Below are 18,535 nucleotides of genomic sequence, written 5' to 3' on the forward strand. Positions count from 1 at the left end.
AAAATCTCCTAGGTTCGAATCAAGTGGCCGCTGGCCGCGAGTAACTGTCCGTCCAGTAAAGCACCTTGTTCGCCGAGTGATAAACGACCTTCGGCAAACCAGCGTACGGCCATCGGGTAGATCAGGTGTTCCTGGGTATGGACTCGCTGCGCCAGACTCTGCGGCGAATCGTGCAACTCTACCGGTATTACTGCCTGTACGACCAGTGGTCCGCCATCGAGTTCCTCGGTGACGAAGTGCACGGAACAGCCGTGTTCAGTGTCGCCGGCTTCCAGCGCGCGCTGATGGGTGTGTAACCCTTTGTATTTGGGTAGCAGCGAGGGATGGATGTTGAGCAGGCGACCCGCGTAGTGGCGCACGAAGTCAGCGCTGAGAATGCGCATGAAACCGGCCAGTACCACGAGTTTGGGGTTGAAGGCGTCGATCAGTTCGATCAGCGCGGCATCGAAGGCCTCGCGACCTTCGAAAGCCTTGTGATCCAGGGTGCGGGTATCGATACCCGCATCCCTGGCGCGATGCAGGCCGTAGGCGTCGGCGCGGTTGGAGATCACCGCAGCGATGCGGGCCGGGCTGTCGCCGGTCCGCGTGCTGTCGATCAAGGCCTGCAAGTTACTGCCGGTGCCGGACAACAGCACCACCACATCACAGGTCTGGGACATCAATGAGCCTTGAGGTTCTTCAGTTCAACCTGGGCCGCGCCTTCGGCAGCGGTGGCGATCTGGCCGATGACCCAAGGCTGCTCGCCAGCTTCACGCAGCACATTCAGCGCGGTTTCAACGTGCTCTTGCGCAACGCAGATAACCATGCCGACGCCGCAGTTCAACACGCGATGCATTTCGTTTTCGTCGACGTTGCCTTTCTCTTGCAGCCAGTCGAACACGGCAGGACGGGTCCAGCTCGCGACGTCAACCACCGCTTGTGCGCCTTTTGGCAGAACGCGCGGGATGTTGTCCAGCAGGCCACCACCGGTGATGTGGGCCATGGCTTTGACGGCGCCGGTTTCCTTGATCAGCTTGAGCAGCGGCTTCACGTAGATACGGGTCGGGGCCATCAGCAGGTCGGTCAGCGGTTTGCCGTCGAGCTGGATGTTTTCGATGTCTGCACCGGACACTTCGATGATCTTGCGGATCAGCGAGTAGCCGTTGGAGTGCGGGCCGGAAGACGGCAGGGCGAGCAGGGCATCGCCGGCAGCGACTTTGGAACCGTCGATGATTTCGGACTTTTCCACGACGCCGACGCAGAAGCCGGCCAGGTCGTAGTCTTCGCCTTCGTACATGCCAGGCATTTCAGCGGTTTCGCCGCCGACCAGGGAGCAGCCGGACAGTTCACAGCCAGCGCCGATGCCGGTCACGACCTGGGTCGCGGTTTCGACGTTCAGTTTGCCGGTGGCGTAGTAGTCGAGGAAGAACAGCGGCTCGGCGCCGCAGACCACCAGGTCGTTCACGCACATGGCAACCAGGTCGATGCCGATGCTGTCGTGCTTGTTCAGGTTCAGCGCCAGGCGCAGTTTGGTGCCGACGCCGTCAGTGCCCGAGACCAGTACCGGTTGCTTGTAACCGGCCGGGATTTCGCAGAGGGCGCCGAAACCGCCCAGGCCGCCCATGACTTCCGGGCGCGCAGTGCGCTTGGCGACGCTCTTGATGCGTTCGACCAATGCTTCACCGGCGTCGATGTCTACACCGGCGTCCTTGTAGCTCAGGGAGGGTTGCTTGCTCATGATCCAGGCCTTTAGGGGGGATTCAGGGGTAACGACCGAGTCCAGTGGGGCCACTGAAGCTGGCGAAGGGCAATTGCCGTACGCGAATTTCAGGGTGCCCGGCTGTTGCCGGTCTGCGAAGGCGCGCGATTTTATCAGGCTTGAGGGGCAGCGGCCATCCTCGTGCCGACGGGCAGGGGCATATCGCGTTAAAAAAACCGATATTGCCCGTGTTGGTGGCGTCCCGGATGGCTGTATAAGGTATCGACATTAACCGTCTATCGTTATGACAGTGCGAAAACTTACCGGGATCGGGTGAATGTTTTGCTTGAGCGTGTGGTCAACAGACCCTTGGTTCAATCATCTTCACGCGGTCTGTTCCAGCCGCTCTTGTCGTCAGGAATCTTTTTATGCGTTTTCTTAAATTCTTGTTCGTGGGCTGTTTAACCATGGTCAGCCTGACCGGTCATGCCGAAACCGTCAAAGGCCTCTATCAAGTACGCGAGCCTGTCAGCAGCCAGACACCGGAGGAGCGCGATCAGGCGACTCAGCGGGCGCTGGATACGTTGGTGTTGCGCCTGACTGGCGACCCCAAGGCGGCGCAGAGCCCGGGGTTGGCGACCGTGCGCAAAGACCCTCAGCAGATCATCAGTCAGTTCGGTTATGAGGCCGGGCCACCGCAAGTGCTGAAAGTCGATTTCGACCCGGCCACCACCGAACAGGCCTTGCGGCGTGCCGGGTTGGCCGTATGGGGTGCCAATCGGCCGTCGATCCTCGGCTGGTGGTTGAACGATTCCACTGAAGGTTCGAGCCTGGTCGGCGATGGCCAGGCCAGCGCTACGCCACTGCTTCGAGCGGCGCAACATCGTGGTCTGCCGCTGCGTTTGCCGCTGGCGGACCTGGACGAGCAGATTGTCGCCACTGCGCCGAATCTGGAAAGTGCAGACCCGGCGCCGTTGCGTGACGCATCCGACCGTTACAATGCCGACGCTTTGCTGGCGGTGCATGCCCGTGAAGAGGGTGGCCAATGGCAAGCCAAGTGGCGTTTATGGTTGGGCGATCAGAAAGAAGCCGGTAGCGTGCAGGGCGCCGATACCGCTGCGCTGGCCGATGCGGTGATGCTGGCTGTCAGTCAACGCCTGGCGCCGCGTTTTGCCGCCAAACCGGGTGCCTCGAGCGAGCAATTGCTGGAAGTGCAGGGAATGAGCCTGGAGCGTTATGCGACGCTCGGGCGTTTGCTGGAGCCTTTTGGTGCACGCCTGCAAAGTGTCGACGGCGACCGCGTGCTTTATCGGGTCAACGGCAGCCCCGATCAGCTGCGCGCGCAGTTGTCCTTGGGCAGGTTGCAGGAAATCCCGGCCGGTGAGGCGCAGGTTCCGACGGCGCCTGTTCAGCCCGTGGTTGTTGGCTCGACACCGGCCGTAGCGCCAGCCCCGGCACCGACACCACAGTTACGTTTTCGCTGGTAGTTTTTCTTTATATAGAAGCAGGAGTGGTACATGGCCGATACACGGCGTTGGTTCTGGCTCGGTGGGGTGGTCCTGCTTTGCGCGTTTGTTTACCTGTTGCACCCGATCCTGACGCCTTTTTTGGTGGCGCTGTTGCTGGCTTATCTGTTCGACCCGCTGGTGGATCGGCTGGAAAAGTACGGCCTTTCACGGACCTGGGGCGTGGTGGCGGTGTTTGCCTTGTTCACATTGCTCGTCACCGCGTTGCTGTTGGTGTTGGTGCCGATGCTCGCCAAGCAACTGTTTCGCTTGTATGAACTGGCGCCGCAAATGCTCGACTGGTTGCAGCACACCGCCGTGCCGTGGGCGCAATCGAAGATGGGGTTGTCGGACGGTTTCTGGAAGTTCGACAAGCTCAAGGCGGCGTTCAGCGAGCACATGGGCCAGACCACCGACGTCGTCGGCGTGGTGCTGAGTCAGGCGACGGCTTCAGGTCTTGCGCTGATTGGCCTGCTGGCCAATCTGGTGCTGATTCCGGTGGTGAGTTTTTATCTGCTGCGCGACTGGGATCTGATGATGGCCAAGATCCGCAGCCTGCTGCCGCGTGATCGTGAAGAGCGCGTGATGTCCCTGGCGGGAGAATGCCATGAGGTACTCGGGGCGTTCGTGCGCGGGCAGTTGCTGGTGATGCTGGCGCTGGGCGTGATCTATGCCGCAGGCTTGATGATCGTCGGGCTGGAACTGGGGCTGTTGATTGGTCTGATTGCCGGGTTGGCGGCGATCGTGCCGTACATGGGGTTCGTCATCGGGATTGGTGCGGCATTGATTGCCGGTCTGTTCCAGTTCGGTGGCGATTTGTATCCCATGATCGGTATTGTCGCGGTGTTCATGGTCGGCCAGGCGCTGGAAGGCATGGTCCTGACACCATTGCTGGTGGGAGACCGGATCGGCCTGCACCCGGTGGCGGTGATCTTCGCGATCCTGGCCGGCGGCGAGCTGTTTGGTTTTACCGGTGTGTTGTTGGCATTGCCGGTGGCGGCGGTGATCATGGTGTTGGTGCGTCACATGCATGATTTGTATAAGGACTCGGATATCTACGGCGGTGTCGAAGAATCCGAGGTGTAAGGTTTTTTGATCGCTCGTAGCGGGCAGTCTGGTTGTGTGCCAGGTTTGCCCGTCTCCCTCGTGTGGCTGTCACATGCGCCGCCAAAGAAACTGTCAAAAAACCAGTGTGTTAACGCAAACCTTTGATTTTGCTTGTGGTCTGTCGCATTGTGCGGCCAGCCCCACGGGTATAAACTTCGCAAACTTTACACAGAGGCCACTAACGGTTCCTTTGGAACTGTTCAGTCAGCATGAAACCGATTCAGCTGCCCCTAGGTGTGCGTCTGCGTGATGACGCTACCTTTATCAATTACTACCCAGGCGCCAATGCCGCTGCACTCGGCTATGTCGAGCGGCTCTGCGAAGCCGACGCTGGCTGGACGGAAAGCCTGATTTACCTCTGGGGCAAGGACGGGGTAGGGCGCACGCATTTGTTGCAGGCGGCGTGTCTGCGCTTCGAACAACTGGGGGAGCCGGCGGTGTACCTGCCGTTGGCCGAGTTGTTGGACCGCGGCATTGAAATCCTCGATAACCTCGAACAATACGAACTGGTCTGTCTGGACGATCTGCAGGCAGTCGCCGGCAAGGCGGATTGGGAAGAGGCGCTGTTTCATCTATTCAATCGCTTGCGTGACAGCGGCCGGCGTCTGCTGATCGCCGCCTCGACGTCCCCGCGTGAACTGCCGGTGAAGCTGGCAGACCTCAAGTCGCGGCTGACGCTGGCACTCATCTTCCAGATGCGTCCACTCTCTGATGAAGACAAACTGCGTGCCTTGCAGTTGCGCGCATCCCGTCGTGGTCTGCACCTGACCGACGAAGTCGGGCATTTTATCTTGACCCGTGGGACCCGCAGCATGAGTGCGCTTTTCGAGCTGCTTGAACGCCTCGATCAGGCCTCCCTTCAAGCTCAGCGCAAGCTGACAATCCCGTTCCTGAAAGAAACGCTGGGTTGGTAAAAAACTGATCAAGCCCAGGTTTTACGCAGGTTTCGGCATATTCCAGGCGTCAACAAACCCGCTTTCCTGCAAGAGGGCAGGCTGCGCAAAGGTTCAAAATGGGCTTAAGCGCTTAGATGTAAACGAGAAACCGAAAAGTCACATACAGATCGATTGAATTTGCAAATGAGGTCGATAGCGGGCATAGTCGCGGCTTCTTTAGAAACTATCAGCCACGGTCGTGCCCATGCTAAATCGCTTCGCACCCCTCGTGCCTCTCGCACTCGTCACCCTGTTGTTCGGTTGCGCTGCCCACTCTCCAGTGTCCCAGCAAGAGCCAAAACAGCAGGTTTCAAATTCAGTTACCGCGCAGTCTTCTTCCGTTCTTTTCCAGGAAGAGCTAGCCACCGATAAAGAACTGGCAGACTTCGCCGGCGGCAAGTCTTACCAGCTTCCGGTTCTCGCCGACAGCATCCTCGAACGTGGCATGTCCCTGATCGGTACCCGTTACCGTTTCGGCGGCACCTCCGAGGCTGGTTTCGACTGCAGCGGCTTCATCGGTTATCTGTTTCGTGAAGAGGCCGGCATGAACCTGCCGCGCTCCACCCGCGAAATGATCAATGTTGACGCTCCTCTGGTTGCTCGCAGCGCCCTCAAACCGGGTGACCTGCTGTTCTTCGCCACCAATGGTCGTCGCGGTCGTGTCAGTCACGCCGGGATCTACCTGGGTGACAACCAGTTCATCCACTCCAGCAGCCGCAAAAGCGGTGGTGTCCGGATTGATAGTCTGGGCGACAGCTACTGGAGCAAAACCTTCATCGAAGCCAAGCGCGCACTCGCGATGGCGCCGACTGCGGCCCCGGCTATCGTCACGGCACGCAAGTAAGCGGACAGTTTGTAAGGCGAACTTAAAGTCTTACTTGAAGTTTGCCGCGTAGCCGCTAGAATCCTGATCTATTATTGATGGCAAACCGCCTGCGTTCTGCGCAGGCGGTTTTCTTTTCTGCCTTTTCGGTGGAAAAAGCCGCAGCCAGATCAGGATGTTCTGTTTATGACGATGTCGGCCCGCCTCACACTCATATTCTTCGCAGCGCTGCTCAGCGCCTGCGCCAGCCGCACACCGCCACCTGCGCCAGTGGTTCGCGCTCCCATTGTTTTCGGTCCTTCCCAAGCCTTTTCCCCTGCGGCAGAAGACGTGCTGTTTCGCGCGCTGGGCCTGGTGGGAACACCTTATCGCTGGGGCGGCAACACGCCGGATTCCGGATTCGATTGCAGCGGTCTGATCGGTTACGTTTATCGCGATGTCGCCGGCATTTCCTTGCCGCGCTCCACTCGCGAGATGATCGGCATGCAAGCCCCCAGTGTCGGCAAGGAAGGCCTGCAAACTGGCGACCTGATTTTCTTCGCCACCAATGGCGGCTCCCAGGTCAGCCACGCCGGTATCTACGTCGGCGAAGGCCGCTTCGTCCACGCGCCAGCCACGGGCGGCACGGTCAAGCTGGACAGCTTGTCCAAGGCTTACTGGCAGAAAGCGTACCTGAGCGCCAAGCGCGTCTTGCAACCTGAGCATTTGGCACATAATCCGTAGCGGAAGTTGTCATGGCCGCTCGCACGCTCTGTCGTAAACGCTGATCCTCTGTGGGAGCGGGCTTGCCCGCGATGACGTCGGCACATTCAACATCGATGTAGTCTGGGCTGTCGCTATCGCGGGCAAGCCCGCTCCCACAGGGTTTTCGTCTTGCAGTAATCACATTACTTAGCCGCGGACACGCGCCACACCTTGTTCCCCACATCATCCGCCACCAGCAAGCCTCCTTGCTGATCGATCACAACACCCACCGGCCGGCCCATGGCTTTTTCGTCGTCAGTGAGAAAGCCGGTGAGCACATCCACCGGCTGCCCGGTCGGTTTGCCGGCGGTGAACGGCACGAAAATCACTTTATAGCCGCTGTGAGGTTTGCGGTTCCACGAGCCGTGTTGGCCGATGAAGGCGCCTTGGGTGAACGGCGCGGGCAACTTGCTGCCTTCGGCGAACGTCAGGCCCAGTGACGCGGTATGCGGCCCCACCGCGTAGTCCGGTGCAATCGCCTTGGCCACCAGATCGGGGTTTTGCGGCTCGACGCGAATGTCGACATGCTGGCCATAATAGCTGTAGGGCCAGCCGTAGAACCCGCCATCCTTCACTGAAGTGATGTAGTCCGGCACCAGGTCGCTGCCGATTTCGTCACGCTCGTTGACGGCTGTCCACAGTGCGCCGCTCTGCGGTTCCCAGGCCAGGCCGTTTGGATTGCGAATCCCCGAGGCGAAGATCCGATGGTTGCCGGTGGCGCGGTCCACTTCCCAGATCGCCGCGCGGCCTTCCTCCTGATCCATGCCGTTTTCACCGACGTTGCTGTTCGAGCCCACGGTGACGTACAGCTTGCTGCCATCCTTGCTGGCGATGACGTTTTTGGTCCAGTGGTGATTCAGCGTGCCACCCGGCAGATCGACCACCTTGATGGGCTGCGACTTGATCGCCGTCTCACCGTTTTCATAGTGGAAACGCAGCAGGCGATCAGTGTCAGCGACGTACAGGTCATTGCCGACCAGGGTCATGCCGAAGGGCGAGTTGAGGTTTTCCAGGAATACCGTGCGGGTTTCGGCAACGCCATCGTGGTCCTTGTCCCGGAGCAGGGTGATGCGGTTCGGGCTGGGGACGCCAGCACCGGCACGGCCCATGACTTTACCCATGACCCAGCCGCGAATGCCTTGGCCATCATCGGGTTTAGGCGGTGCGTTGGTTTCGGCCACTAGCACATCGCCGTTGGGCAACACATAGAGCCAGCGCGGATGATCGAGGCCTTCGGCAAACGCCGCCACTTGAGTTCCGGTCGCGGCGACAGGTTTCTTACCTTCAGGCCAGCCGATCGCCGGGGCGATGTTCACCGTCGGGATCAGGGTTTTATTCGGTTCTGGCAGCTTGGGCGAGGGGCCTGTGCCATCCGAGACTTGCAGGCTGGAGGTTTCACCACAGGCGGCGAGCCCTCCGGCGAGCGCGATGATGAAAACGAGTTGGGGGTTGCGCATTACTGATCTTCCCTATGAATGCATTGACGTAATCATAGAGAAGCGTAGACGTTCGATGGTTCAACCGGTCAGCCGCGGGCTTCCTTGAGCAGAACAGCGATGCCTGGATGGTAGTTGCCGGCTTCATTGCGCAACTTGCGGTAGGCGTAAGGGAAATACCAGGCCACGGCGCAGGTATGTTGCTTTTGCAGGTCGTCGACCATGTCCTGGAGTTCTTCCGGGGTGGCGCTGTGTTGGGCTTTTTGTGGCGCGACAAACAGACAGCCGAGTTTCAGATCGCTGGCGTAGCTGATTCGCTTCGCGTCACTGGTGATGTCCGCCAGTGCCTGCGTCAGGTTCAGGCTATTGACCCGTGGCCAGCGCTGGGTGGCCTGGAGATACGCGCGTTCTTCGCTGCTGGCGATAAACAGATCGGCGCGGGCGTTGCGTTCGCCTTCTTCGATCTGTTTGCGGGTCGACGTCTGTGCCAGCGTGACCATTTCTGCCATCCAGGCCGCGGCGGAGAGCAGACCGAGGTTGGCGTTTTCGTCGTACCAGTAAGGTGTATCGTTATCGCCGCGCACAGTGTTGTAGCGGTCGATACAGTCAAACCAGCGTTCCAGTACCGGCCGCAGGAATTCCAGCTTCGGATTGCTGATGATCATGCCTTGCATGTGGCTCACCCTTGTTATTGTGTTGTCAGGTTGTGGCTCTTTGATATCACTGCTGGCAGTGTGGCACAAGATTGGCGTCAGTTAATTGATCGGCGGCAGTTATTCGCTCAGCGGCAGTTATTCGCTCAGCGGCGCCCCGGCTTTAATTGACGCTCCACCCCCAACCCTCTAACCTTCGCGGCTTGTTTCAGGTGCTCTGTGGCGGTGGCCGACAGAGTGAAACAGGGAAGCCGGTGAGTGAATTTCTTCCAGTGAAGAATGATCACGATCCCGGCGCTGCCCCCGCAACGGTAAATGAGAGAAGACTGCGCCTTGAGCCACTGTGTTGATGTCAACATGGGAAGGCGCGCAGTCAGGCAAAACGCCGCTCATGAGCCCGGAGACCGGCCTGATTCATCCAACGGCATCACGGTGGGCGATGCCAGGCTTCTTGCCGTCTATTCTTGTGCCTGCCCGCCGTTATCCAGCCTCAACGGAGAGCTCCCCCATGACTGATACCCCCGATCGTGACGAACGCCATCTGGCGCGCATGCTGCGAAAAAAAGCGGTGATCGACGAACGCATCGCCAACTCGCCGAATGAATGCGGTTTGCTGCTGGTGCTTTCCGGTAACGGCAAAGGCAAAAGCAGCTCGGCGTTCGGCATGCTTGCGCGGTCCATGGGCCACGGCATGCAATGCGGCGTGGTGCAGTTCATCAAGGGGCGCACCAGCACCGGCGAGGAGCTGTTCTTCCGACGCTTTCCGGAGCAGGTGCGTTTTCATGTGATGGGCGAGGGCTTCACCTGGGAAACCCAGGATCGCCAGCGTGACATCGCCGCCGCCGAAGCCGCTTGGGCGGTGTCCCGCGAATTGCTGCGTGATCCGGCCATTGGTCTGGTGGTGCTCGATGAGTTGAACATCGCCCTCAAGCACGGCTACCTCGATCTCGATCAGGTGCTCAGCGACTTGCAGGCGCGACCGCCGATGCAGCACGTGGTGGTCACCGGTCGCGGCGCCAAGCCCGAGATGATCGAACTGGCCGACACTGTCACTGAAATGGGCATGATCAAGCACGCCTTCCAGGCCGGAATCAAAGCGCAAAAAGGCGTCGAGTTGTGAACTGCACTTTATGAATAGCCATCGTCAATGCCCGGCGGTACTGATCGCCGCACCGGCCTCCGGTCAGGGCAAGACCACCGTCACCGCCGCGCTTGCCCGTTTGCATCGCAATCAGGGGCGCAAGGTTCGCGTGTTCAAATGCGGCCCGGATTTTCTCGACCCGATGATTCTCGAGCGCGCCAGCGGTGCGCCGGTTTATCAACTCGACATGTGGATGGTCGGCGAGCAAGAAAGTCGGCGTCTATTGTGGGAGGCCGCTGGTGAAGCCGATCTGATCCTCATCGAAGGCGTCATGGGGCTGTTCGACGGTACGCCGTCCAGCGCCGATCTGGCGCGGCACTTTGGTGTGCCGGTGCTCGGCGTGATCGACGGCACCGCGATGGCGCAGACGTTTGGCGCGCTGGCCCTGGGTCTTGCACGCTATCAGCCGGATTTGCCTTTTGCCGGTGTGCTGGCCAACCGGGTCGGCACCGTGCGCCATGCGCAGTTGCTCGAAGGCAGCCTGACTGAAGGCTTGCGCTGGTATGGCGCGCTGTCCCGGGAGACCGGCATCGAATTGCCAAGTCGGCATCTCGGCCTGGTTCAGGCCAGCGAATTGAACGATCTCGACCTGCGTCTCGATGCAGCCGCCGAGTCACTGGCCAGCAGTTGCGATGTGGCTCTACCGCCAGCCGTGGAATTCGCCGCGCCTGAAATGATCGCAGCCGAACCATTGCTGGCCGGTGTGCGGATTGCCGTGGCCCGGGACGAAGCTTTCGCGTTTACCTACGGCGCGAGCCTGGATCTGCTGCGGGCCATGGGCGCCGAATTGACTTTCTTTTCGCCGATCCGCGACAGCGAGTTACCTGAGGCAGACAGCCTCTATCTGCCGGGCGGCTACCCCGAATTGCACCATGTAGCGTTGTCGCAAAACACGCCGATGCTGACCGCGATCCGCGCTCACCACGCGGCGGGCAAACCGTTGCTGGCCGAGTGTGGCGGCATGCTGTATCTGCTGGATTCCTTGACCGATGTCGAGGGCACTCGCGCTGAACTGGTTGGCTTGCTGGCCGGTGAGGCGGTGATGCAGAAGCGTCTTGCCGCGTTGGCCTTGCAGGCGGTCGAATTGCCGGAAGGTTTGCTGCGTGGGCACACCTATCACCACTCGTTGACCAGCACTGATCTTGAGCCGATTGCTCGAGGTTTGAGCCCCAATGGCGGGCGAGGGGCGGAGGCGGTTTATCGTGAGGGGCGGATGACGGCTTCTTATGTGCACTTTTATTTCCCGTCCAATCCATCGGCGATTGCTGCGTTGTTTGTGCCTGACCTTGAGGACGCCTTCGCGAGCAAGCCCGCTCCCACAGGGGAATGCAATTCAAATGTGGGAGCGGGCTTGCTCGCGAAGAGGCCATGACGGACAACGCATTTTCGGAAGCCGAACGCGCAGCCGTTTACCGAGCCATCGCCGAACGCCGCGACATGCGGCACTTCAGCGGCGGCACGGTCGAACCCGAGTTACTGAGGCGTCTGCTCGAAGCCGCGCACCAAGCGCCGAGTGTCGGCCTGATGCAACCCTGGCGTTTCATCCGCATCAGCGATCGGGCATTGCGCGGCAAGATCCAGCATCTGGTGGAAGACGAACGCATCCGCACCGCCGAAGCCCTCGGCGAGCGCTCCGACGAATTCATGAAGCTCAAGGTCGAAGGCATCAACGACTGCGCCGAGGTACTGGTTGCCGCGCTGATGGACGATCGTGAACGGCACATTTTCGGCCGTCGTACGCTGCCGGAAATGGACATGGCCTCGCTGTCCTGCGCCATCCAGAACCTTTGGCTGGCGTCCCGCGCCGAAGGCCTGGGCATGGGCTGGGTGTCGCTGTTCGAGCCGCAAGCGTTGGCGGACTTGTTGGGCTTACCGGCCGGGGCCAAGCCTTTGGCTGTTCTTTGCCTGGGGCCGGTCAAGGAATTCTATCCGGCGCCGATGCTGGTACTTGAAGGCTGGGCGCAGGCGCGTCCACTCAGCGAATTGCTGTATGAAAATTATTGGGGAGTGAGTCAATGAGTGTGGCGTTGTTGAGTGTCGCCGCGGTCGCGCTGGATGCGCTGCTGGGTGAACCCAAACGCTGGCATCCGCTGGTGGCGTTCGGTCGTTTTGCCGATCGCATCGAGCAACGTTTCAACTCCGGTGGCCGCGGCTGGCGCAGTCACGGCGTTACGGCCTGGGTGATGGCGGTCGTGCCGCTGACCTTGTTGGCCACCGCACTTTCCTGGGCGCCTTACGTTGGCTGGATTGTCGAGATTCTCTTGCTCTATTGTGCCCTCGGCATGCGCAGTCTCGGCGAGCACGTCGAGCCGGTGGCCAAGGCCCTGCGCAGCGATGATCTGATCGAGGCGCGCAAACGTGTTGGTTATCTGGTCAGCCGTCAGACCAGCGAACTGGATGAAACCGAAGTCGCCCGCGCCGCCACCGAGTCGGTGCTGGAGAACGGCAGCGATGCGGTGTTCGCCGCGCTGTTCTGGTTTGCCGTGGCGGGTGCGCCCGGCGTGGTGCTCTATCGCCTGAGCAACACCCTTGATGCGATGTGGGGTTATCGCAACGATCGCTTCGAACGTTTCGGTTGGGCCGCGGCGAAGATCGATGATGTTCTGAACTACATTCCTGCACGCCTGGTGGCGTTGACCTACGCGCTGCTGGGTAAAACCCGACTGGCGCTGAAGTGCTGGCGTACCCAGGGTCCGACCTGGGACAGCCCGAATGCCGGGCCGGTGATGGCGGCCGGTGCTGGCGCGCTGGGTGTCGAGTTGGGCGGGGCGGCGATTTATCACGGCGAACTGCATCAGCGGCCGCAATTGGGCGAAGGCGTGCCGGCGGATGCCGATTCCATCGACCGTGGCTGGCAATTGGTCCAGCGCGGGGTATGGTTATGGCTGCTGATTCTCTGCGTGGGGGCTGAATTCTATGCTTGAACACGGTGGCCGCTTGCGCAAGGCGGCGCTTGAATACGGCATTGCCGAAGCCGATTGGCTCGACCTGTCCAGTGGCCTGGCGCCTTGGCCATTCCCGGTTCCGGACATCCCGCTGCGGGCCTGGGCGCGGCTGCCGGAAACCGATGACGGTCTGGAGCAGGCTGCCTGCGACTATTACGGTGCGGCTCAGGTGTTGCCGGTGGCCGGGTCGCAAATGGCGATTCAATTGCTGCCGCGTTTGCGCCGGGCCGGCAAGGTCGGCGTGCTGTCACCGTGTTACGCCGAACACGCCGAAGCCTGGCGTCGCAACGGGTACATCGTGCGTGAAGTGCTGGAATCGGAAGTTGATTTCTTTCTCGACAGCCTCGACGTGCTGGTGGTGGTCAACCCGAACAATCCCACGGGGTTGAGCCTGACTCCGGCTCGCCTGCTGGATTGGCATGCGCGGCTGGCCCAGCGCGGAGGCTGGCTGGTGGTGGACGAGGCGTTCATGGACAACACCCCGCATTTGAGTCTGGCGCCGTTTGCCAATCAGATCGGTTTGATCGTGCTGCGCTCCTTCGGCAAATTCTTCGGCCTGGCCGGTGTGCGACTGGGGTTTGTGCTGGCCGAGCGCAAGTTGCTCAAGCTGCTGGCCGAACAGGTCGGACCCTGGGCGGTCAGTGGGCCGACCCGAGTGCTGGGTCAGGCGTGCCTGACGGATACGGACGGGCACACCCGACAGCGCATTCGTACTGACGAGGCCGGCGAACGTCTGGCGTTGCTGCTTGAACAGTACGGTTTCAAACCTCAGGGCGGCTGCGCATTGTTCCAATGGCTGATCACCGAGTGCGCCGAAGCGCTGCATGAATTCATGGCCCGGCGCGGCATTCTGCTGCGGTTGTTCACCCACAACAGCAGCGTGCGGTTTGGCTTGCCCGCCGATGAAGCGGATTGGCTGCGTCTTGAGCAAGCGCTTGAAGCCTACGTTAAGGAAGCGCAATGACTACGTTGAAGGTGCAGGGCGCGACTTTGATGGCGCAAGGCGCGACTTTGATGGTGCAGGGCACCACGTCCGACGCCGGTAAAAGCACGCTGGTGACGGCGCTGTGTCGCTGGGTCACGCGCCAGGGCGTGAGTGTCGTGCCGTTCAAGCCGCAGAACATGGCTCTCAATAGCGCGGTGACTGCTGACGGTGGCGAGATCGGTCGCGCTCAAGCGGTGCAGGCCCAGGCCGCCAACCTTGAACCGCACACCGACATGAACCCGGTGCTGCTCAAACCCAATAGCGATACCGGCGCCCAAGTGATCATTCATGGTCGCGCGGTCACGACGATGAACGCGGTCGCCTATCACGACTACAAAGCCATCGCCATGCAAGCGGTACTGGCCTCCCATGAGCGGTTGAGTGCGGCGTATCCGGTGGTGATGGTCGAAGGCGCGGGCTCGCCGGCAGAGATCAACCTGCGGGCCGGCGACATCGCCAACATGGGGTTTGCCGAGGCGGTGGACTGCCCGGTCGTACTGATTGCCGACATCAATCGCGGTGGAGTTTTCGCGCATTTGGTCGGTACGCTGGAGCTGCTGTCCCCCAGCGAACAGGCAAGGGTCAAAGGCTTCATCATCAACCGGTTTCGCGGCGACATCGCCTTGCTGCAACCAGGCCTCGATTGGCTGGAAGAGCGCACCGGCAAGCCGGTGATCGGCGTTTTGCCTTATGTGATGGATCTGCATCTTGAGGCCGAGGACGGTATCGATCAGCGTCAGACCGACAAGGCCGATCAAGTATTGAAAGTGGTGGTGCCGGTACTGCCGCGTATCAGCAACCACACCGATTTCGATCCGCTGCGCCTGCATCCGCAAGTGGACCTGCAATTCATCGGCCCCGGTCAGGCGATTCCGCCGGCCGACCTGATCATTCTTCCGGGCTCGAAAAGCGTGCGCAGCGACCTTGCGTATCTGCGGGCCAACGGCTGGGACACGGCGATCTCGCGGCACTTGCGCTACGGCGGAAAAGTGCTGGGGATCTGCGGCGGTCTGCAAATGCTCGGCGAGCAGGTGCACGACCCGCTGGGCCTTGAAGGCGCGCCGGGTTCCAGTGCCGGTTTGGGCTTGCTGGCGTTCGAAACGCAGCTCGAAGAAGAAAAGCAGTTGCGCAATGTGCGTGGGCGCTTGGCGCTAGAAGATGCGCAGGTCAGCGGCTATGAAATTCATGCCGGCGTGACCACCGGGCCGGCGCTGGAAAACGCTGCGGTGCAGCTCGACGATGGTCGCTGCGATGGCGCGCAAAGTGTTGATGGGCAGATATTCGGCACGTACTTGCATGGGCTGTTCGAGTCACCGGCGGCGTGCAGTGCGCTGTTGCGCTGGGCCGGGTTGCAGGATGTGCAGGAGGTCGATTACCACGCTTTGCGCGAGCGCGATATCGAACGATTGGCGGATCTGGTGGAGAAGCATCTGGATACCGGATTGTTGCGGGAGCTCTGTGGGATTTGAGGTGGCTGCACAAGCCTCATCGCGGGCAAGCCCGCTCCCACAGGTTCCGCGGGTGGACAAAAATCTGTGAACAGCCTCGATCCTTGTGGGAGCGGGCTTGCCCGCGATGAGGCCCGTCCCGACACCGAAGATTTTAAGGAATGAACATGCTGCAACTGATCCTCGGCGGCGCCCGCTCCGGCAAAAGCCGTCTGGCTGAAAAACTGGCGACAGACAGTCAGCTCCAAGTCACTTATATAGCCACCTACATCGCCACCAGCCAATCTCAAGACGGTGAAATGAACGAGCGGGTGGCCCATCACCGTGCCCGTCGTCCGGCCGAGTGGGCGTTGATCGAAGAACCGCTGGAGCTCGCCCGTGTGCTGCGTGAAACCGCCAGTGCCGATCGTTGCTTGCTGGTGGATTGCCTGACGCTGTGGCTGACCAATCTGCTAATGCTCGACGATGCCGAGCGCTTGTCGGCCGAGCGCGAAGCCCTGCTGGACTGCCTGGCGTCATTGCCGGGTGAAATCATTTTTGTCAGCAACGAGACCGGGATGGGTGTCGTGCCGTTGGGCGAATTGACTCGCCGCTATGTCGATGAAGCCGGTTGGCTGCATCAAGCCTTGGCCGAGCGCTGTCAGCGAGTCGTCCTGACCGTCGCCGGCCTGCCCCTGACTTTGAAAGGAACTGCGTTATGACTCACGCCTGGTGGCTGAACCCGTGCAAGCCCATCGACGCGCAAGCGGTCGAACAGGCGCAGGCGCGTCAACAGCAACTAACCAAACCCGCGGGCTCACTCGGCCGGCTCGAATCGGTGGCGGTGCAACTGGCCGGGTTGCAGGGGCAGGTCAAACCGACGCTCGATCAGCTGTGGATTGCGATTTTTGCCGGTGACCATGGTGTGGTTGCTGAAGGCGTGTCGGCGTTTCCGCAGGAAGTCACCGGGCAGATGCTGCACAACTTTGTCAGCGGCGGCGCGGCGATCAGCGTGTTGGCGCGGCAGTTGGGGGCTTCCCTGGAAGTGGTCGACCTCGGCACCGTGACGCCGTCGTTGAACCTGCCGGGTGTGCGTCACCTCAACATTGGCCCGGGCACGGCGAATTTCGTCCAGGGACCGGCGATGACTCAGGCTCAGGGTGAACTCGCCTTGCAGGCCGGCCGCGACAGTGTACAGCGCGCCATCGCGGCAGGCGCACAGTTGTTCATCGGTGGCGAAATGGGCATCGGCAACACCACGGCGGCCAGCGCGTTGGCCTGTGCGTTGCTCGATTGCCCGGTGGTGCATCTGGCTGGCCCGGGCACCGGGTTGAACGCGGCGGGTGTCAGCCATAAAGCCCAAGTCATTGAACGTGCCTTGGCGTTGCATGGCGCTCAGCGTAGCGATGCGCTGCAGACCTTGTTCAACCTCGGCGGTTTCGAAATCGCTGCGCTGGTCGGCGCGTACCTGGCCTGTGCTCAGGAAGGCGTCGCGGTGTTGGTCGACGGGTTTATTTGCAGCGTCGCTGCGTTGGTGGCGGTGCGTTTGAATCCGGCCTGCCGGGAGTGGTTACTGTTCGGTCATCGCGGCGCCGAGCCAGGCCATCGCCATGTGCTCGAAACCCTGAACGCCGAACCGTTGCTGGACCTTGGCCTGCGACTGGGCGAGGGCAGTGGTGCGGCATTGGCGGTGCCATTGTTGCGTCTGGCGTGTGACCTGCACGGGCAGATGGCGACGTTCGCCGAAGCCGCAGTGGCGGATCGCCCGGCATGACCTTGCGCCTGGACCTGTTGCGCCATGGCGAAACCGAACTCGGCGGCGGTTTGCGCGGCAGCCTCGACGATGCACTGACCGGCAAGGGTTGGGCGCAGATGCGCGCCGCGGTGATCGAGCAGGGGCCCTGGGATCGACTGGTCAGTTCGCCGTTGCAGCGTTGCGCACGCTTTGCGGACGAGCTTGGGGTGCAACTGGGGTTGCCAGTGCAGCTGGATAAGGACCTGCAAGAGCTGCACTTCGGCGCCTGGGAAGGGCAGAGCGCGGCGGCGCTAATGGAGACCAGCGCCGAGGCGTTGGGCTTGTTCTGGGCCGATCCTTATTCGTTCACGCCGCCCGAGGGTGAGCCGGTTGCGGACTTTTCAGCGCGGGTGTTGGCGGCCATCGAACGGCTGCACACGGCCTATGCGGGTGAGCGAATCTTGCTGATCAGCCATGGCGGCGTCATGCGTTTGTTGCTGGCTCAAGCGCGCGGATTGCCGCGTGAGCAGTTGCTCAACGTTGAAGTTGGCCACGGTGCGTTGTTCTCGTTGTCGGTCGAACCCGGCGTCTTGTTAAGGGAAGCGATCTGACCATGTTGCCGTTCTGGATCGCCCTGCAATTTTTGAGCAGCCTGCCGATTCGTTTGCCGGGTATGCCGACACCCGAGGAATTGGGCCGGTCGCTGCTGTTTTATCCGCTGGTCGGTTTGCTGTTCGGTGTGATTCTGTGGGGGCTGAACTGGTTATTGCTGGGCGCGCCATTATTGCTTCACGCCGCACTGTTGCTGAGTGTTTGGGTCGTGCTCAGCGGGGCATTGCACCTGGATGGCCTGGCCGATAGCGCCGATGCGTGGCTCGGGGGTTACGGCGACCGTGAACGCACCTTGACCATCATGAAAGACCCGCGCAGCGGGCCCATCGCGGTGGTGACGCTGGTCTTGGTATTGCTACTCAAGTTTGCCGCGTTGCTGGCGTTGATCGAGCAGCAGCACAGCGTGATCCTGATCATCGTCCCACTGCTTGGCCGCAGCGCGTTACTGGGTTTATTCCTCACCACACCTTACGTGCGTCCCGGTGGGCTGGGACAGGCGCTGGCCGACCATCTGCCGCGTTTGGCCGGCAAACAGGTGTTGGCGATCAGTGCTTTGGCCTGTGTGCTGATGGCTGGCTTCAGCGCCGTATGGGCGCTTGCACTGGCGGCAGCGATGTTTGTCTGGTTGCGGCAAGTGATGGTGCGACGATTGGGCGGGACGACGGGCGATACCGCGGGAGCGTTGCTGGAATTGCTGGAAGTGGCGGTGCTGGTGGGGGTGGCGCTGCTCTGAACCCCTGTAGGAGCGGGGGGGGGGGGGGGGGGGGGGGGGGGGGGGGGGGGGGGGGGGGGGGGGGGGGGGGGGGGGG

19 protein-coding genes and 1 riboswitch are annotated in these 18,535 nt (G+C 61.2%); of the genes, 15 read left to right on the forward strand and 4 right to left on the reverse strand.

The annotated features are described in order from the left end of the window. Positions 1–8 precede the first annotated feature (8 nt). Positions 9–659 (reverse strand): phosphoribosylglycinamide formyltransferase, encoded by a 651-nt coding sequence (gene purN, locus AC1RQB_RS24100; RefSeq protein WP_063342951.1) that lies wholly within the window; start codon positions 657–659, stop codon positions 9–11. Then, positions 659–1,717 (reverse strand): phosphoribosylformylglycinamidine cyclo-ligase, encoded by a 1,059-nt coding sequence (gene purM, locus AC1RQB_RS24105; protein ID WP_008013877.1) that lies wholly within the window; start codon positions 1,715–1,717, stop codon positions 659–661. Before purM ends, purN begins: the two co-directional genes overlap by 1 nt. A gap of 389 nt (positions 1,718–2,106) precedes the next feature. Here purM and AC1RQB_RS24110 point away from each other — a divergent pair, with 389 nt between their 5' ends. The 5 genes from AC1RQB_RS24110 to AC1RQB_RS24130 all read left to right on the forward strand — a co-directional run bounded on the left by AC1RQB_RS24110 (position 2,107) and on the right by AC1RQB_RS24130 (position 6,771). Continuing rightward, on the forward strand, positions 2,107–3,165 hold the full coding sequence (locus AC1RQB_RS24110; protein ID WP_063342952.1) for a DUF2066 domain-containing protein: 1,059 nt from the start codon (positions 2,107–2,109) through the stop codon (positions 3,163–3,165). A 30-nt stretch (positions 3,166–3,195) separates the two neighbouring features. After that, entirely contained in the window at positions 3,196–4,269 is a 1,074-nt protein-coding gene (locus AC1RQB_RS24115) for an AI-2E family transporter (RefSeq protein ID WP_063342953.1), read from the forward strand. Positions 4,270–4,499: 230 nt separating this feature from the next. Continuing rightward, positions 4,500–5,204, forward strand: coding sequence for a DnaA regulatory inactivator Hda (gene hda, locus AC1RQB_RS24120; protein WP_007898944.1), 705 nt, complete (start codon positions 4,500–4,502; stop codon positions 5,202–5,204). A 226-nt stretch (positions 5,205–5,430) separates the two neighbouring features. Continuing rightward, a complete protein-coding gene (locus AC1RQB_RS24125) occupies positions 5,431–6,069 on the forward strand; it encodes a C40 family peptidase (protein WP_008071506.1) in 639 nt (212 codons plus the stop codon). Positions 6,070–6,234: 165 nt separating this feature from the next. Then, a complete protein-coding gene (locus tag AC1RQB_RS24130) occupies positions 6,235–6,771 on the forward strand; it encodes a C40 family peptidase (protein WP_063342954.1) in 537 nt (178 codons plus the stop codon). A gap of 164 nt (positions 6,772–6,935) precedes the next feature. On the opposite strand, the gene AC1RQB_RS24135 is transcribed toward AC1RQB_RS24130, so the two are convergent. Both AC1RQB_RS24135 and AC1RQB_RS24140 read right to left on the reverse strand, forming a co-directional pair. Further along, positions 6,936–8,249: a PQQ-dependent sugar dehydrogenase gene (locus AC1RQB_RS24135; RefSeq protein ID WP_008071508.1), complete on the reverse strand. Its 1,314-nt coding sequence runs from the start codon at positions 8,247–8,249 to the stop codon at positions 6,936–6,938. A gap of 68 nt (positions 8,250–8,317) precedes the next feature. Next, the gene (locus tag AC1RQB_RS24140) at positions 8,318–8,902 is read right to left on the reverse strand and encodes a hypothetical protein (RefSeq protein ID WP_008071510.1); all 585 of its coding nucleotides are present in this window, start codon (positions 8,900–8,902) and stop codon (positions 8,318–8,320) included. A 172-nt stretch (positions 8,903–9,074) separates the two neighbouring features. Continuing rightward, a riboswitch (cobalamin riboswitch) is annotated at positions 9,075–9,308 on the forward strand. 81 nt (positions 9,309–9,389) lie between these two features. On the opposite strand from AC1RQB_RS24140, the gene cobO reads away from it, so the two are divergent. The 10 genes from cobO (at position 9,390) to AC1RQB_RS24190 (ending at position 18,459) form a co-directional block, all read left to right on the forward strand. Further along, entirely contained in the window at positions 9,390–10,001 is a 612-nt protein-coding gene (gene cobO, locus AC1RQB_RS24145; RefSeq protein WP_008071512.1) for a cob(I)yrinic acid a,c-diamide adenosyltransferase, read from the forward strand. 10 nt (positions 10,002–10,011) lie between these two features. Further along, complete coding sequence (locus AC1RQB_RS24150; protein WP_063342955.1) at positions 10,012–11,394, forward strand: cobyrinic acid a,c-diamide synthase CobB; 1,383 nt, start codon at positions 10,012–10,014, stop codon at positions 11,392–11,394. Further along, entirely contained in the window at positions 11,391–12,041 is a 651-nt protein-coding gene (bluB, locus tag AC1RQB_RS24155; protein ID WP_063342956.1) for a 5,6-dimethylbenzimidazole synthase, read from the forward strand. Before AC1RQB_RS24150 ends, bluB begins: the two co-directional genes overlap by 4 nt. Continuing rightward, positions 12,038–12,946: an adenosylcobinamide-phosphate synthase CbiB gene (gene cbiB / locus AC1RQB_RS24160; protein WP_063342957.1), complete on the forward strand. Its 909-nt coding sequence runs from the start codon at positions 12,038–12,040 to the stop codon at positions 12,944–12,946. Before bluB ends, cbiB begins: the two co-directional genes overlap by 4 nt. Beyond that, positions 12,939–13,931 (forward strand): threonine-phosphate decarboxylase CobD, encoded by a 993-nt coding sequence (gene cobD / locus AC1RQB_RS24165; protein WP_063342958.1) that lies wholly within the window; start codon positions 12,939–12,941, stop codon positions 13,929–13,931. The genes cbiB and cobD overlap by 8 nt, the downstream gene beginning before the upstream one ends. A 29-nt stretch (positions 13,932–13,960) precedes the next feature. Further along, the gene (locus AC1RQB_RS24170) at positions 13,961–15,421 is read left to right on the forward strand and encodes a cobyric acid synthase (RefSeq protein WP_063343933.1); all 1,461 of its coding nucleotides are present in this window, start codon (positions 13,961–13,963) and stop codon (positions 15,419–15,421) included. A gap of 146 nt (positions 15,422–15,567) precedes the next feature. Continuing rightward, the gene (cobU, locus tag AC1RQB_RS24175; protein ID WP_063342959.1) at positions 15,568–16,101 is read left to right on the forward strand and encodes a bifunctional adenosylcobinamide kinase/adenosylcobinamide-phosphate guanylyltransferase; all 534 of its coding nucleotides are present in this window, start codon (positions 15,568–15,570) and stop codon (positions 16,099–16,101) included. Then, on the forward strand, positions 16,098–17,153 hold the full coding sequence (gene cobT / locus AC1RQB_RS24180; protein WP_063342960.1) for a nicotinate-nucleotide--dimethylbenzimidazole phosphoribosyltransferase: 1,056 nt from the start codon (positions 16,098–16,100) through the stop codon (positions 17,151–17,153). The genes cobU and cobT overlap by 4 nt, the downstream gene beginning before the upstream one ends. Further along, positions 17,150–17,725: an alpha-ribazole phosphatase family protein gene (gene cobC / locus AC1RQB_RS24185; RefSeq protein WP_008071525.1), complete on the forward strand. Its 576-nt coding sequence runs from the start codon at positions 17,150–17,152 to the stop codon at positions 17,723–17,725. The genes cobT and cobC overlap by 4 nt, the downstream gene beginning before the upstream one ends. 2 nt (positions 17,726–17,727) lie before the next feature. Then, positions 17,728–18,459: an adenosylcobinamide-GDP ribazoletransferase gene (locus AC1RQB_RS24190; protein ID WP_063342961.1), complete on the forward strand. Its 732-nt coding sequence runs from the start codon at positions 17,728–17,730 to the stop codon at positions 18,457–18,459. Positions 18,460–18,535: the final 76 nt, after the last annotated feature.

The organism is Pseudomonas sp. GW822-FHT02E03, from assembly GCF_058802325.1.

Bases quoted from the DNA above. Each gene is read 5' to 3' on its own strand.
- purM (WP_008013877.1), bottom strand. From the start codon at position 1,717: ATGAGCAAGCAACCCTCCCTGAGCTACAAGGACGCCGGTGTAGACATC.
- bluB (WP_063342956.1), top strand. From the start codon at position 11,391: ATGACGGACAACGCATTTTCGGAAGCCGAACGCGCAGCCGTTTACCGA.
- AC1RQB_RS24135 (WP_008071508.1), bottom strand. From the start codon at position 8,249: ATGCGCAACCCCCAACTCGTTTTCATCATCGCGCTCGCCGGAGGGCTC.
- cobC (WP_008071525.1), top strand. From the start codon at position 17,150: ATGACCTTGCGCCTGGACCTGTTGCGCCATGGCGAAACCGAACTCGGC.
- AC1RQB_RS24130 (WP_063342954.1), top strand. From the start codon at position 6,235: ATGACGATGTCGGCCCGCCTCACACTCATATTCTTCGCAGCGCTGCTC.
- AC1RQB_RS24140 (WP_008071510.1), bottom strand. From the start codon at position 8,902: ATGCAAGGCATGATCATCAGCAATCCGAAGCTGGAATTCCTGCGGCCG.
- cobU (WP_063342959.1), top strand. From the start codon at position 15,568: ATGCTGCAACTGATCCTCGGCGGCGCCCGCTCCGGCAAAAGCCGTCTG.
- AC1RQB_RS24115 (WP_063342953.1), top strand. From the start codon at position 3,196: ATGGCCGATACACGGCGTTGGTTCTGGCTCGGTGGGGTGGTCCTGCTT.
- AC1RQB_RS24110 (WP_063342952.1), top strand. From the start codon at position 2,107: ATGCGTTTTCTTAAATTCTTGTTCGTGGGCTGTTTAACCATGGTCAGC.
- cobD (WP_063342958.1), top strand. From the start codon at position 12,939: ATGCTTGAACACGGTGGCCGCTTGCGCAAGGCGGCGCTTGAATACGGC.
- hda (WP_007898944.1), top strand. From the start codon at position 4,500: ATGAAACCGATTCAGCTGCCCCTAGGTGTGCGTCTGCGTGATGACGCT.
- cobT (WP_063342960.1), top strand. From the start codon at position 16,098: ATGACTCACGCCTGGTGGCTGAACCCGTGCAAGCCCATCGACGCGCAA.
- AC1RQB_RS24190 (WP_063342961.1), top strand. From the start codon at position 17,728: ATGTTGCCGTTCTGGATCGCCCTGCAATTTTTGAGCAGCCTGCCGATT.
- AC1RQB_RS24150 (WP_063342955.1), top strand. From the start codon at position 10,012: ATGAATAGCCATCGTCAATGCCCGGCGGTACTGATCGCCGCACCGGCC.
- AC1RQB_RS24125 (WP_008071506.1), top strand. From the start codon at position 5,431: ATGCTAAATCGCTTCGCACCCCTCGTGCCTCTCGCACTCGTCACCCTG.
- cobO (WP_008071512.1), top strand. From the start codon at position 9,390: ATGACTGATACCCCCGATCGTGACGAACGCCATCTGGCGCGCATGCTG.
- cbiB (WP_063342957.1), top strand. From the start codon at position 12,038: ATGAGTGTGGCGTTGTTGAGTGTCGCCGCGGTCGCGCTGGATGCGCTG.
- AC1RQB_RS24170 (WP_063343933.1), top strand. From the start codon at position 13,961: ATGGCGCAAGGCGCGACTTTGATGGTGCAGGGCACCACGTCCGACGCC.
- purN (WP_063342951.1), bottom strand. From the start codon at position 659: ATGTCCCAGACCTGTGATGTGGTGGTGCTGTTGTCCGGCACCGGCAGT.